A 12,553-nucleotide genomic window follows, 5' to 3' on the forward strand; every position below is an offset into this window, starting at 1 on the left:
AATGACCGTTCCCACCCCCGAGACGCTGTCGCAGAAGGTGCTGCGCGGCGACCTGATGGCCGAGGCCTGCCCGTCACGCGAGGTGCTCAAGCACCTGACCAGTCGCTGGGGCGTGCTGGTGCTGATCGCCCTGGAGGCCCGCACCCTCAGGTTCAGCGAGCTGCGGCGCGGGATCGGCGGGGTGAGCGAGCGGATGCTGGCCCAGACGCTGCAATGGCTGGAGGCCGACGGCATGGTCGAGCGGCGGGCGTTCAACGTCGTGCCGCCGCACGTGGAATACAGCCTGACCCCGCTGGGCCGCGAGGCGGCCGAGAAGGTGCGCGGCCTGGCGGACTGGATCGAAACCGCGATGCCGCGTATCGCCAAGGTCTGGGACCAGGCCGGAGCGTAGAGACATGACCCCGACGAACGATCCGCGGACGTGGCGCATCGGCACGGCCAATCCGAGCCGGGTGATCGCGGTGCTGCACGGCGTCGGCGACAGCGCCCAGGGGCTGGAACCGATCGGCGACTATCTGGCCGCCCAGCTGCCGGATGCGGCTGTGCTGATGCTGGACGGGCATGAGGTGTGGGACGGCGGCCCGCCGGGGCGCCAATGGTTCTCGCTCACCGGCGTCACCGAGGCCAACCGCGTCGAGCGCGTGGCCGCCGCATTGCCGCTGCTGTGGACCCGCCTCGACGCCCTGGTCGCGCAGGAGGGCCTGACCTCGGCCGAGCTGATCCTGTTCGGCTTCAGCCAGGGGGCGATGATGACCCTCTCGTCCGCCGTGACCGGCCGCACCTTCGCGGCGGGCCTGGCCTTCTCCGGCCGCCTCGCGGCGCCGGTGAAGGCGCCCGTTCCGGGCTCGCCCCGCCTGTTCATCACCCACGGCCTGCAGGACGACATCGTCCCCGCCGCCGACGGCGACCGGGCGGCGCGCGAGCTGACGGTGGCCGGCTACAAGGTGACCTACGGCACGGTGGCCGGCCTCGGCCACACCATCGTCCTGCCGCAGCTCGAGGCGGCGGTGAAGTTCATCAAGAGCTAAGAACCCCTCGCCCTTCAACAAAACCTCACCCTGAGGTGCGAGCGTAGCGAGCCTCGAAGGGGGACAGGAGCATGGCGGTGGGTTGCAGCCCTTCGAGGCCCGCTGCGCGGGCGCCTCAGGATGAGGCGAGGATGACAAATCCTACAACCGCTTCTCCAGCACCACGAACGCCAGATCGTCCCGCAGCGGCGTGCCGAAGCGGTCGTCGCCGTAGGGGAAGGGGCGCACCTCGCCCGTGCGGGCGAAGCCGCGACGCTCATAGTAGGCGATCAGCGTGTCGCGGATGTTGATGACGGTCATCTCCAGCCACTCGGCGCCCCGGGCGCGGGCATAGTCCTCGGCGCCGCTCATCACGCGACGGCCGACGCCCTTGTCCTGCAGGTCGACCCGCACGCTGAGCATGCCGAGGTGCCAGCAGCCTTCGTGGGCCGGCTCCAACCAGACGCAGCCTTCCAGCGCGCCGGCCGCGTCGCGCAGCAGCAGGACGACGGCGCCGGGCTTTCGGAGGCCTTCGCGCAGCTTGTCCGGATCGGTGCGCTGGCCGGCGATGTAGGCGGCCTCGGTGGTCCAGCCGTTTTGCGCGCCCTGGCCGCGATAGACGGCGTTGACGAAGGCGGCGAGCGCTTCGAGGTCGGCGTCGGTCGCGGGAATGAGATCCGTCATGCGAACGGCTGTAGCGCGGCTACTTCTTCACTTCCATGGCCTGGGCCGTCGCGGGATCGGCGGGAATGGCCTTCACCGTCTTGCCGCCCCGCACCCGCACCCACAGGCCGCCGGCCAGGCGGCGGGCGTTCCCGGCCTGGGTCTTGATCGCCTGCAGGGGGTGGAAGGCGAGGCCGACGCTGTCGGCCATGGCGGCGCCGCGCTGGCCCATGGGCATTTCCGGGCCGGTCGTGGAATCGATGGCGGTCTGGTGCTCGATCTCGGCGTTCAGTTCGGCCCCGATCAGGATCGCCATCACCGAGAACCACATCCACAGCATGAAGGCGATCACCGCGCCGAGCGGGCCGTAGGTCGCGTCGAGATGCCGGATGGTGTTGAGGTACCAGGAGAAGCCCAGCGAGCCGAGCATCCAGATCAGCGCGGCCAGCACCGCCCCGGTGGTCACCCAGCGCCAGCGCGCACGCTGGCGGCTGGGGCCGTAGCGATAAAGCATGGCGAAGGCGATGGTGCTCATCCCCAGCACCGCCAGCCAGCGCAGGCCGACCCACCAGCTGTCCGGCGGGGCGATGTAGAAGAATCCCAACACGAACGGCAGGCCGACCAGCACCAGCGAGATGCTGGCCAGGAACAGCACGGCGGCCAGGGTGAAGGCGTAGGTGAGGGCGGTGCGGACCGCGAAGTTGCGCTTCTCCGTCTCGTCATAGGCCACGTTCAGCCCGTCGAAGAGGGCGTTCATGCCCGCGCGGGCGCTCCACAGGGAGATCAGGACCGAGACCAGGAAGGCGAGGCTGAGCTTGCTCTGCTCCTGGCTGGTCAGGCGCAGCATCTGGTCGCCGATCAGCTGCACCACGCTGGCCGGAAAGACGCCCGACATGTCGGCCAGCTGCCGTTGCACGACGCCGACATCGGCGAACAGGCCATAGAGCGAGACGAAGGCCGCGATGCCGGGGAATATGGCCAGCAGGCCGTAGAAGGTGATGCCGCCGGCGACGGCGGAGCAACGGTCCTGGCCCATCTCCAGCCAGGTGCGCCAGAGCACGTCCCGCCAGCCGAGGAATGGAATGTGGTGCGGGCGTTCGGCGACGCGGCCGCGCCCGGGCTCGGACTGTTCGAAATCGTGCGGCGCGGCCACCTTCGGCTCGGAAAGCCCGGCCGGCGGCGGCTCCGGCTTTCTGGGCCACAGCGGGATGGCGGCGATCAGCGCGATCCACGGCAGCAGGTGGTAGGGGCGCGACGTCACATATCGCCCGATCTGACGCGCCCGCGCTTTCATGTTGCCTGAATGCTCAAGCCTCGTTCGGCGTTCCGGGGCGTTACGACTTGCGGAGCGCGGGCGGTTGCGCGAGCAAGGCGCGGAGTGAGGAGACTTGTCGAATGACCACCCTGGTGAAGGCCTGGACGGCCGCGCGCGAAACCCTGAAGGCGGCGGGCGTCGACCAGCCGGCCATCGATGCGCGGCTGATGCTGGAATTCGCCGCCGACGTCAGCCGCACCGAGATCGTCACCGATCCCTACCGCGAACTGACGACCGAGCAGGAGACCCTGCTCGACAGCCTCATCGCCCGGCGGGCAAGGCGTGAGCCGGTCAGCCACATCGTCGGCCGCAAGGGCTTCTGGAAGATCATGCTGTCGGTGACCCCCGACGTGCTGACGCCGCGGGCCGACACCGAGACGGTGGTCGAACTGGTGCTGCGCGACTTCCCCGAGCAGATGGCGTTCAGCGTGCTCGACCTCGGAGTCGGGTCGGGGGCGATGCTGCTGGCGATTCTGGCCGAGCGGCCGGCCGCCAAGGGCCTCGGCGTCGATGTCTCGGAGGAAGCCCTGGCGGTGGCCCGCGAGAACGCCGCCAACCTCGATCTCGACAACCGGGTGGCCCTGCTGCGCGGCGACTGGACCTTCGGCCTGGGCGACGCGTCGTTCGACCTGGTGGTTTCCAACCCGCCCTATATCGCCAGCGACGAAATCGAAACACTGGACCCCGAGGTGAAGGACCACGAGCCGCGCCTGGCGCTGGACGGCGGCGCCGACGGCCTCGACGCCTATCGCTTCCTGGCCCCCGAAATCCTGCGCGTGCTGAAGCCGGGCGGGCGTTTCGCCGTCGAGATCGGCCACACCCAGGGGCCGGCGGTGGAGGCCCTGTTCAAGGCGGCGGGGGCCGAGGGCATGGCGACGCACCAGGACCTCGGCCTGCGCGATCGCGTGGTGGCGGGCGTCAAGGCGTCGTTCTGAAACGGCGCCGTACTGTTGCTGCGGCGAAAAACCCCCTTGGAAACCGTGGGGTGAAGCGCTAAGTCAGGTCGTCTCCTCCCAATTCGCCGGGCGTCGACAGAGCGATCGTCGCAAGACGGCCGCCGGTCTGCCTGGCGGGGTCGTGGTTCTTCGGGCCGCGGCATGCGTCATCCAAGACCGGGGGCGGAGCGATCTAGACACAGCTTGTGACTTACGGCCCGCAGGGGCGGGCCAAACAAGAACCCAAACAGCCGAAGCAGACGCCAACAGGAACGTCTCCGGCGAACAGGTCCAAAAGACGATGAGAGATTTCAAGGGTATGAAGCGTCAGCGCGGCCGCAACCGCGGCGGTGGCGGCGGCGGAAAGCCCCAGCATAACGCAAACCGTTCGTTCGATTCGAACGGTCCCGAAGGCATCAAGGTCCGCGGCGCGGCCCAGGGCGTCTTCGAAAAATACACCCAACTCGCTCGGGACGCCTCGTCGTCGGGCGATCGGGTTCTGGCCGAGAACTATCTGCAGCACGCCGAGCACTACTTCCGCGTGGTGCGCGCCATGCAGCCGCAGCGTCCGCCGAGCGAGATTCTCGGCAAGGAAGGCTACTCGGGCGGGTTCGACATCGACTTCGAAGCCGAACCGGAAGAGGCGACGGTGGAAGCCGCCGAGGCCACCGAAGGCGCGGCGGAAGGCGAGGGCGGCGAAGGCGGCCAGCGCGAACGCAACTTCGACAATAACGGCCGTCGGGAAGACCGCCCCCGTTTCGAGAACCGCGACCGTCAGGATCGTGATCGCGATCGCCAGGACCGGGGTCCGCGCGAGGACCGCGGCGAGCGCAACTTCGAAAGCCGCGACAACCGCGAAGGCGGTCGGCGCGACCGCTGGCGCGACCGCGATGATCGTCCGCGTGATCGGGACGACCGTCCTCGTGACGACCGCCCGCGCGACGATCGCCCCCGTGACGATCGTCCGCCGCGTGAGGACCGTGGTCCCCGCGAAGATCGCCCGGAGCGCAGTTTCGAGCGTGAGGATCGGCCCCGCGAGGATCGGCCCCGTCGCGAGCGTTACGACCGCGGCGAGCGCGAGCCGCGCGAAAGCGTCGTCGCCGAGGCTTCGGCCGCGCGTGACGACGAGCCGAGCTCGCCCCGCCTGCGCGGGCAGGACGGCGCGGTGAGCGAGGCCCCGGCCTTCCTCAGCCGCGGCCCGGCCGCCCCGACCCCGGCTCCGGTCGCCGACGAGGCGGCGGCTCCCAAGCCCCGCCGGACCCGCGCCCGCAAGACCGTGGTCAGCGAAGGCGAAGACTGAGCGTCAGGTTCGTCGCTTTATCGAACTTCTGAAACGCCTGCGGTCCTTGCGGATCGCAGGCGTTTTGCTGTGCGTGCTTCGAGGCTCGCTGCGCTCGCACCTCAGCATGAGGTACCTCTGAGCGTGCAATAGACCTCACCCTGAGGCGCCCGCACAGCGGGCCTCGAAGGGCGAGGACGGTCCCTCCGGCGACGTCGAAAGACAGGGCGGCCGCGCCTTGTGTGGCCATCACACCACACTACATCCCTGAGGCGCGGCTTGTGCTCGATCGAGGCAGGCGCGCGTAATCCGCCCAACGGGGGAACCGCATGAACATCGACGTCTATTCCGACCGCGCCAAGCAGGCGATCCAGTCGGCTCAATCCCTGGCGCTGGCGCGCCGCCATCAACAGCTCGCGCCCGAACATCTTCTGAAGGTGCTGCTCGAAGAAAAGGACGGCCTGGCCGGGTCGCTGATCCAGGCGGCCGGCGGCAGCCCTGACGCCGCCGACAAGGCCGTCGAGGCGGCGCTGAACCGCGCGCCCAAGGTCGAGGGCGGCTCCGGCCAGCTCTACATGAAGCCCGAGACCGCGCGTGTCTTCCACAAGGCCGAGGAAGACGCCAAGGCGGCCGGCGACGCCTTCGTCACCACCGAACGCCTGCTGGTGGCCATCGCCAAGGAAGGCGGCGAGGCCGCGAAGGTGCTGAAGGACGCCGGCGCGACCGCCGACGGCCTGGAAGCGGCGGCCACCGCCGTCCGCAAGGGCCGCACGGCCGACAGCGCCTCGGCCGAGGAAGGCTACGACGCCCTGAAGCGCTACGCCCGCGACCTGACCAAGGCCGCCCGCGACGGCAAGCTCGACCCGGTGATCGGCCGCGACGAGGAAATCCGCCGCACCATCCAGGTCCTGAGCCGCCGCACCAAGAACAACCCCGTGCTGATCGGCGAGCCCGGCGTCGGCAAGACCGCCATCGTCGAGGGCCTGGCCCTGCGCATCGTCAACGGCGACGTGCCCGAAAGCCTAAAGGACAAGAAGCTGCTGGCGCTGGACCTCGGCGCCCTGATCGCCGGCGCCAAGTATCGCGGCGAGTTCGAGGAGCGGCTGAAGAGCGTGCTCAACGAAGTGGCCGCCGCCGAGGGCTCGATCATCCTGTTCATCGACGAGATGCATCAGCTGGTCGGCGCCGGGAAGACGGATGGGGCGATGGACGCCTCCAACATCATGAAGCCTGCCCTGGCGCGCGGCGAGCTGCACTGCGTGGGCGCCACCACGCTCGACGAGTATCGCAAGCACGTCGAGAAGGACGCGGCCCTGGCCCGTCGCTTCCAGCCGGTGTTCGTGGAGGAGCCGACGGTGGAGGACACCGTCTCGATCCTGCGCGGGCTGAAGGAGAAGTACGAGCTGCACCACGGGGTGCGCATCGCCGACGCCGCCATCGTGGCCGCCGCGACCCTGTCGAACCGCTACATCGCCGACCGCTTCCTGCCGGACAAGGCCATCGACCTGATGGACGAGGCCGCCAGCCGCGTGCGCATGGCGGTGGATTCCAAGCCCGAGGCGCTGGACGAGATCGACCGCCGGCTGGTGCAGCTGAAGATCGAGCGGGAGGCCCTGGGCAAGGAATCGGACGCCGCGTCCAAGGCCCGTCTTGAGCGGCTGGAGGACGAGATCGACGACCTGCAGGGCCAGTCCGACGACATGACCGCCCGCTGGCGCGCCGAGAAGGAAAAGGTCGGCTCCGCCGCCCAGGCCCGCGAGGCGCTCGACCGTCTGCGCGCCGAATTGGCGACGGCTCAGAGGCAGGGCGACTTCGCCCGCGCCGGCCAGCTGCAGTACGGCGAGATCCCCGCCCTCGAAAAGCGCCTCGCCGAGGAGGAAGAGCAGGGCGCTGACGCGATGGCGCCCGAGACCGTCGACGCCGAGCAGATCGCCGCCGTGGTCAGCCGCTGGACCGGCATCCCCGTCGACAAGATGCTGGAAGGCGAGCGCGAGAAGCTGCTGAAGATGGAAGACGCCCTGCGCGCCCGCGTGGTCGGCCAGGAGGAGGCGCTGGCCGCCGTCTCCGACGCCGTGCGCCGCGCCCGCGCCGGCCTGCAGGACCCCAACCGTCCGATCGGCAGCTTCCTATTCCTCGGCCCGACCGGCGTCGGCAAGACCGAGCTGACCAAGGCCCTGGCCGGCTTCCTGTTCGACGACGAGACCGCCGTCACCCGGATGGACATGAGCGAGTACATGGAAAAGCACTCGGTCAGCCGTCTGATCGGGGCGCCTCCCGGCTACGTCGGCTACGACGAGGGCGGAGCCCTGACCGAGGCGGTGCGTCGCCGGCCGTATCAGGTGGTGCTGTTCGACGAGATCGAGAAGGCGCACCCGGACGTGTTCAACGTGCTGCTGCAGGTGCTGGACGACGGTCGCCTGACCGATGGCCAGGGCCGCACGGTCGACTTCCGCAACACCCTGATCATCATGACCTCCAACATGGGCGCCGAGTTCCTGGCGGGCCAGGCCGAGGGCGAGGATGTCGAGGCCGTGCGCCCGCTGGTGATGGATGTCGTGCGCCGCCACTTCCGGCCCGAACTGCTCAACCGGATCGACGAGATCATCCTCTTCAAGCGCCTCGGCCGCGGCGAGATGGACAGCATCGTCACCATCCAGCTTCAGCGGGTCGAAAAGCTGCTGGCCGACCGCCGCATGGCCATCAGCCTGACGCCGGCGGCCCTGCACTGGCTCGGCGACAAGGGCTACGACCCCGTCTACGGCGCGCGCCCCCTGAAGCGCGTGATCCAGAAGGAGCTGGTCGACCCCATCGCCCGCAAGCTGCTGGCCGGCGACCTGGCGGACGGAGCGGTGATCGGCGTCGACGTCGGCGAGCACGGCCTGGAGATCGGCCGCGCGACGGTGAATTAGACGCTTAGAACCCCTCCCCCTTGATGGGGGAAGGGCAGGGATGGGGGTGACAGCGGCTTGTCCGTTTGCGCTTCCGCCCAGTGGCGGGCTCAGCATTCACCCTCACCCCTGCCCCTCTCCCATCAAGGGAGAGGGAAACGGGTTTGTGGTGCGGAATCGCGCGCGCCCAGGCTAGCGCCGGCCCGCGCTCGCTCCCATCTTGCCGCCAGGGAAGAGGGAGCCCGCCATGAAGTATAAGCAGCTCGGCCGCAGCGGCCTGTTCGTGTCCGAGATCGCGCTCGGAACCATGACCTTCGGCGGCAACGCCGACGCCGGTTGGTGGCAGACGATTGGGGCGCTGAAGCAGGACGAGGTGGACGGCATCGTCGGCCGCGCCCTGGAGGCCGGGGTCAACTTCATCGATACGGCGGACGTCTATTCCTTCGGCGAGTCCGAGCGCCTGCTCGGCCAGTCACTGAAGAATCTTGGCGTCGCCCGCAAGGACGTGGTCATCGCCACCAAGGTGCATAACGAGATGGGGCCCGGCCCCAACGACCGCGGCGCCTCGCGCGGCCACATCATGGACAGCGTGCAGGCCAGCCTGGAGCGGCTGCAGACCGACCACATCGACCTCTATCAGATCCATGGTCAGGACAACGTCACCCCGCTGGACGAGACGCTGCGGGCGCTGGACGACCTGACCCGCCAGGGGCTGGTGCGCTACTTCGGGATTTCCAACTGGTCGGCCTGGCGGATCGCCAAGGCCCTCGGCATCAGCGAGGCCAAGGGTTACGCCCGCTTCGAGACGCTGCAGGCCTACTATTCCATCGCCGGCCGCGACCTTGAGCGCGAGATCGCGCCCCTGCTTCTCGAGGAGCAGCTCGGGCTGATGGTCTGGTCGCCGCTGGCCGGCGGCCTGCTGTCCGGTAAGTACGGGCCGGGCGCCAATACGCCGGAAGGCTCGCGCCGCACCCAGTTCGACTTCCCGCCGGTGAACCTGGAGCGCGCTTGGCCGTGCGTCGAGGTCATGCGCGAGATCGGCCGGGCGCACGACGTCTCGCCCGCCCGCGTGGCCCTGGCCTGGCTGCTGGCCAAGCCGCACGTCATGAGCGTGATCATCGGCGCCAAGACGGTCGAGCAGCTGGACGACAATCTGGCGGCCGTGACCTTGAGGCTCACGGCCGAGGAGATCGCGCGCCTTGACGAGGTCAGCGCCCTGCCGAAGGAATATCCCGGCTGGATGATCGAGCGGCTGGGCGCGCACCGGCTGCCGAAGCCGTTCCCTCCCGCCGGCGGCTAGGGACGCTTACCAGCAGCGACGGACGCTGACGCTGCGGCCCCAGTAGGGATCCCACTGGCGCTGCACGACGCAGCGGCTGGGGCCGCCGCCATAGCCGTAGCCGTAGCCGCCATAATAGGCGCGCGGCGGGGCGTAGTAGCCGCCTCCGTAGCCGATTCCGCCGCCACCGAAGCCTACGCCGCCGCCGTAGCCATACCCGCCGCCGTATCCATAGTTCGGAGCGTAGTAGTTCTGGCGGTAGCGGGTGTTGCCCGCGCTGCCGACGGCGGCGCCGAGGGCGAAGCCGAGCACGCCCGCGGCCAGGGCGTCGCCGCCGCGATTCCGGTCGCGATCCCGGTAACGATATTGGGCGGCGGCGGGGCTGGTCGCGGCGAGCGCGCCGGCCAGGGTTAAGCCCACGGTCGCCAGGGTGAACAAGCGGCGCATTGCGCGATTCTCCTGGGTGTCAGGTCCCTCAGGAGATTCAACGCGGTAGGCCGGAAAGTGGCTCCGGCGTCATGGTAAATATCTGTTATCTAAGACTTTTTGCATTGCAAATGGAGCCGAGGCTGTGACACTTCGTCCCATCACCGGGGCGGCGAAGGAGCAGACGATGAGCGAGCGAGATCGACGACTGGATGCAATCGAACGCCGCTGGCGCGCGCAGTTCGGCGAGCCGCCGAGCCTGCTCACCGATCCCGACCTGATGGAAGAAATTCTCGATACCGCCGAGCCCTCTTCGCGGAGCGGCGCGGGGAGGGGCGGGGCGACGATCGGCGAGGAGTCGGTCGTCTAACGCGGGGTTTCGACCTTGGCCATGGCGAGGCGCGGGGCGGCCGGGTCGTGGCGGTCTTCGGCCTGGGCGATCAGGCTGTCGATGCGGCCTTTCTGAACCTTGAAGGAGGCCAGTTCCGCACCGCCGAGCACGGCGCCGCCTTGCGGCGCCTTGGCGCCGATCGGGTTGGTGCGCTTGCCGTTCTTCCAGATTTCGTAGTGAAGGTGCGGGCCGGTGGCGAGGCCGGTCGATCCGACATAGGCGATCACCTGGCCCTGGCGGACGCGAACGCCCGGCTTGATGCCCTTGGCGTAGCGCGAGGTGTGGGCGTAGCCGGTCTCCCAGCCGCCGGTGTGACGCACGCGGATCCAGTTGCCATAGCCGCCCCAGCGGCGGGCTTCGACCACCACGCCGTCGCCGGCGGCCAGGATCGGCGTGCCCGTGCCGGCGCCGAAGTCGACGCCCTGGTGGGCGCGGGTGAAACCCAGCACCGGGTGCCGGCGCCGGCCGAACAGCGAGGTGATGCGGGCGCCGTCCACCGGCGTGCGCAGCAGGAAGCCCTTCACGTTCTTCCCGTTCTCGTCGAAGTAGTCGCTGGTCCCGTCCGAACGCTCGAAGCGGTAGAAGCGGGTGATCCCGCCCTTGGCGTCGAGTTCGGCGTACTTCAGGTCGCCGGTCTCCACGGTGCGGCCGCTCTCGGTGACCTTGCGGTCGAAGACCATGCGGAAGTGGTCGCCAGGCTGGATGTCGCGGGTGAAGTCCAGCTTGTGGGCGAACAGCTTCACCACCTCGCTGGTGACCGTGGCGTTGGCGCCGGCGCGGGCGGCGCTCTCGTAGAGCGAGCCGTCGAGGTCGCCCTGGGCGACGGTGGTTTCCTCGCTGACCTTCTCCTCGAGCTCATGCAGCTTCAGCGCCCCGTCGAAGGTGCGCGAGAGGGTGAGGGTGGAGGTGGGATCGGTGCGCATCGACAGACCGATCAGGCGGGCCGGGCCCCGCTCGGCGCGGGGGCGGGCGATGGCGGCCTCGAAGGCCATGCCGGCCTTGATGTTCACGGTGTCGATGGCGCTGGCCAGGGTCTGCACCACCAGGCGGGCTTCGTCGGGGGCGACGCCGGACCGGGCGACCGCCGACTGCAGGGTCTCGCCGGGCAGCACCTTGATCGCGACGCTCTCGGGCCGCGCGAAGCCGGGCCGGACCTCGGCATGGGCGAAGGCGACGTGCTGCAGGGCGACGGCGGCGGCGGGGTCGAGCGGCTGGGCGTCGGCGGTCTTCAGGGGTTCGCCCGCGGTCAGTCTCCAGCCCATTGCGAGCGCCGCCAGGCCGGCGGCGGCCACGATCATTCGCGGCGCGAGGCGATAGGTCGGACGTCGCGGATCGAATTCCTGCATCGTGCCCCCAACTCAGGTGACGCCGGTACGCTCGAAAAGGCGCGGCTTGTTACAATTTCATTCAAGGATCGCGACCTGGGAATGCCCGGTCGCCCGCCCGAAACGCAAGCCTTATCCATAGCTTCGGGCGATTTGTCACGTCTGTGAAGGCGAAAGGCCCGCAATGGCATCGCTGCGCGTCCGCGCCGCGGGTTTTACAAACGAAAAAACGCCCGCCGGCGGGGCGGGCGTTTCCGGAGGTCTGGAGGTGAGGCGGAGCCTCGCCGGCGTGCCTCAGGCGGCGACGACGCCCTCCTGCGGATCGCGCAGCACATAGCCGCGGCCCCAGACCGTTTCGATGTGGTGCTTGCCGTGGGCGGCGGCGGCCAGCTTCTTGCGCAGCTTGCAGATGAAGACGTCGATGATCTTCAGCTCAGGCTCGTCCATGCCGCCGTAAAGGTGGTTGAGGAACATCTCCTTGGTCAGGGTGGTGCCCTTACGCAGGGAGAGCAGCTCCAGCATCTGGTATTCCTTGCCGGTGAGGTGGACGCGGTTGCCGCCCACTTCGACGGTCTTGGCGTCGAGGTTCACCGTGATGTCGCCCGTCTTGATGACCGACTGGGCGTGGCCCTTGGAGCGACGGACCACCGCGTGGATGCGGGCGATCAGTTCGTCCTTGTGGAAGGGCTTGGTCATGTAGTCGTCGGCGCCGCCGGAGAAGGTCTTGACCTTCGTATCGATCTCGGCGCTGCCCGACAGGATCATGATCGGGGTGTTGATCTTGGCGACGCGCAGGGTGCGCAGCACGTCCAGACCGCTCATGTCCGGCAGATTCAGGTCCAACAGGATAAGGTCGTAATCGTAGATCTTTCCGAGATCGACCCCCTCTTCGCCGAGATCGGTCGTGTAGATGTTGAAGCCTTCGGACTTCAGCATGAGTTCGATCGTCTGCGCGGTAGCGCTATCGTCCTCGATCAACAGTACGCGCATGCGGCCCCTCCCCGCCCTCCGGCGGAATTCGATGTGCTGGGGGCGGAATCCTCCC

12 protein-coding genes are annotated in these 12,553 nt (G+C 69.0%); 7 read left to right on the forward strand and 5 right to left on the reverse strand.

Annotated elements, in window-relative coordinates; all coding sequences use genetic code 11:
- The first annotated feature begins 1 nt into the window (after position 1).
- The gene (locus tag ACFLIT_RS04380) at positions 2-391 is read left to right on the forward strand and encodes a winged helix-turn-helix transcriptional regulator (RefSeq protein ID WP_479909978.1); all 390 of its coding nucleotides are present in this window, start codon (positions 2-4) and stop codon (positions 389-391) included.
- Between the two features lie 4 nt (positions 392-395).
- Positions 396-1,028 carry an alpha/beta hydrolase gene (locus tag ACFLIT_RS04385; protein ID WP_479909979.1) on the forward strand — a complete coding sequence of 211 codons (633 nt, stop codon included), beginning with the start codon at positions 396-398 and terminating at the stop codon, positions 1,026-1,028.
- 141 nt (positions 1,029-1,169) lie between these two features.
- On the opposite strand, the gene ACFLIT_RS04390 is transcribed toward ACFLIT_RS04385, so the two are convergent.
- A complete protein-coding gene (locus tag ACFLIT_RS04390; RefSeq protein ID WP_479909980.1) occupies positions 1,170-1,691 on the reverse strand; it encodes a GNAT family N-acetyltransferase in 522 nt (173 codons plus the stop codon).
- Between the two features lie 19 nt (positions 1,692-1,710).
- Positions 1,711-2,964: a YihY/virulence factor BrkB family protein gene (locus ACFLIT_RS04395; RefSeq protein WP_479909981.1), complete on the reverse strand. Its 1,254-nt coding sequence runs from the start codon at positions 2,962-2,964 to the stop codon at positions 1,711-1,713.
- Between the two features lie 101 nt (positions 2,965-3,065).
- On the opposite strand from ACFLIT_RS04395, the gene prmC reads away from it, so the two are divergent.
- The 4 genes from prmC to ACFLIT_RS04415 all read left to right on the forward strand — a co-directional run bounded on the left by prmC (position 3,066) and on the right by ACFLIT_RS04415 (position 9,387).
- Positions 3,066-3,920, forward strand: a complete 855-nt coding sequence (prmC, locus tag ACFLIT_RS04400) for a peptide chain release factor N(5)-glutamine methyltransferase (protein ID WP_479909982.1) — start codon at positions 3,066-3,068, stop codon at positions 3,918-3,920.
- Positions 3,921-4,221: 301 nt separating this feature from the next.
- Positions 4,222-5,220 (forward strand): DUF4167 domain-containing protein, encoded by a 999-nt coding sequence (locus ACFLIT_RS04405; RefSeq protein ID WP_479909983.1) that lies wholly within the window; start codon positions 4,222-4,224, stop codon positions 5,218-5,220.
- Between the two features lie 308 nt (positions 5,221-5,528).
- Positions 5,529-8,108 (forward strand): ATP-dependent chaperone ClpB, encoded by a 2,580-nt coding sequence (gene clpB, locus ACFLIT_RS04410; RefSeq protein WP_479909984.1) that lies wholly within the window; start codon positions 5,529-5,531, stop codon positions 8,106-8,108.
- 226 nt (positions 8,109-8,334) lie between these two features.
- Positions 8,335-9,387: an aldo/keto reductase gene (locus ACFLIT_RS04415; protein ID WP_479909985.1), complete on the forward strand. Its 1,053-nt coding sequence runs from the start codon at positions 8,335-8,337 to the stop codon at positions 9,385-9,387.
- Between the two features lie 6 nt (positions 9,388-9,393).
- Here the strand turns inward: ACFLIT_RS04415 and ACFLIT_RS04420 are convergent, their stop codons facing one another.
- Entirely contained in the window at positions 9,394-9,813 is a 420-nt protein-coding gene (locus ACFLIT_RS04420) for a hypothetical protein (RefSeq protein WP_479909986.1), read from the reverse strand.
- 124 nt (positions 9,814-9,937) lie between these two features.
- Between ACFLIT_RS04420 and ACFLIT_RS04425 the strand changes: the two genes are divergently transcribed.
- Positions 9,938-10,162, forward strand: coding sequence for a hypothetical protein (locus ACFLIT_RS04425; protein WP_479909987.1), 225 nt, complete (start codon positions 9,938-9,940; stop codon positions 10,160-10,162).
- Here ACFLIT_RS04425 and ACFLIT_RS04430 read toward each other — a convergent pair.
- Positions 10,159-11,529 carry a peptidoglycan DD-metalloendopeptidase family protein gene (locus tag ACFLIT_RS04430; RefSeq protein WP_479909988.1) on the reverse strand — a complete coding sequence of 457 codons (1,371 nt, stop codon included), beginning with the start codon at positions 11,527-11,529 and terminating at the stop codon, positions 10,159-10,161. The genes ACFLIT_RS04425 and ACFLIT_RS04430 overlap by 4 nt on opposite strands.
- 273 nt (positions 11,530-11,802) lie before the next feature.
- Positions 11,803-12,498, reverse strand: a complete 696-nt coding sequence (gene ctrA, locus ACFLIT_RS04435) for a response regulator transcription factor CtrA (RefSeq protein WP_479909989.1) — start codon at positions 12,496-12,498, stop codon at positions 11,803-11,805.
- Positions 12,499-12,553 lie beyond the last annotated feature (55 nt).

The sequence above is a fragment of the Caulobacter sp. HJHS_5 genome, assembly GCF_056683955.1.

Bases quoted from the DNA above. Each gene is read 5' to 3' on its own strand.
- ACFLIT_RS04380 (WP_479909978.1), top strand. From the start codon at position 2: ATGACCGTTCCCACCCCCGAGACGCTGTCGCAGAAGGTGCTGCGCGGC.
- ACFLIT_RS04385 (WP_479909979.1), top strand. From the start codon at position 396: ATGACCCCGACGAACGATCCGCGGACGTGGCGCATCGGCACGGCCAAT.
- ACFLIT_RS04390 (WP_479909980.1), bottom strand. From the start codon at position 1,691: ATGACGGATCTCATTCCCGCGACCGACGCCGACCTCGAAGCGCTCGCC.
- ACFLIT_RS04395 (WP_479909981.1), bottom strand. From the start codon at position 2,964: ATGAAAGCGCGGGCGCGTCAGATCGGGCGATATGTGACGTCGCGCCCC.
- prmC (WP_479909982.1), top strand. From the start codon at position 3,066: ATGACCACCCTGGTGAAGGCCTGGACGGCCGCGCGCGAAACCCTGAAG.
- ACFLIT_RS04405 (WP_479909983.1), top strand. From the start codon at position 4,222: ATGAGAGATTTCAAGGGTATGAAGCGTCAGCGCGGCCGCAACCGCGGC.
- clpB (WP_479909984.1), top strand. From the start codon at position 5,529: ATGAACATCGACGTCTATTCCGACCGCGCCAAGCAGGCGATCCAGTCG.
- ACFLIT_RS04415 (WP_479909985.1), top strand. From the start codon at position 8,335: ATGAAGTATAAGCAGCTCGGCCGCAGCGGCCTGTTCGTGTCCGAGATC.
- ACFLIT_RS04420 (WP_479909986.1), bottom strand. From the start codon at position 9,813: ATGCGCCGCTTGTTCACCCTGGCGACCGTGGGCTTAACCCTGGCCGGC.
- ACFLIT_RS04430 (WP_479909988.1), bottom strand. From the start codon at position 11,529: ATGCAGGAATTCGATCCGCGACGTCCGACCTATCGCCTCGCGCCGCGA.
- ctrA (WP_479909989.1), bottom strand. From the start codon at position 12,498: ATGCGCGTACTGTTGATCGAGGACGATAGCGCTACCGCGCAGACGATC.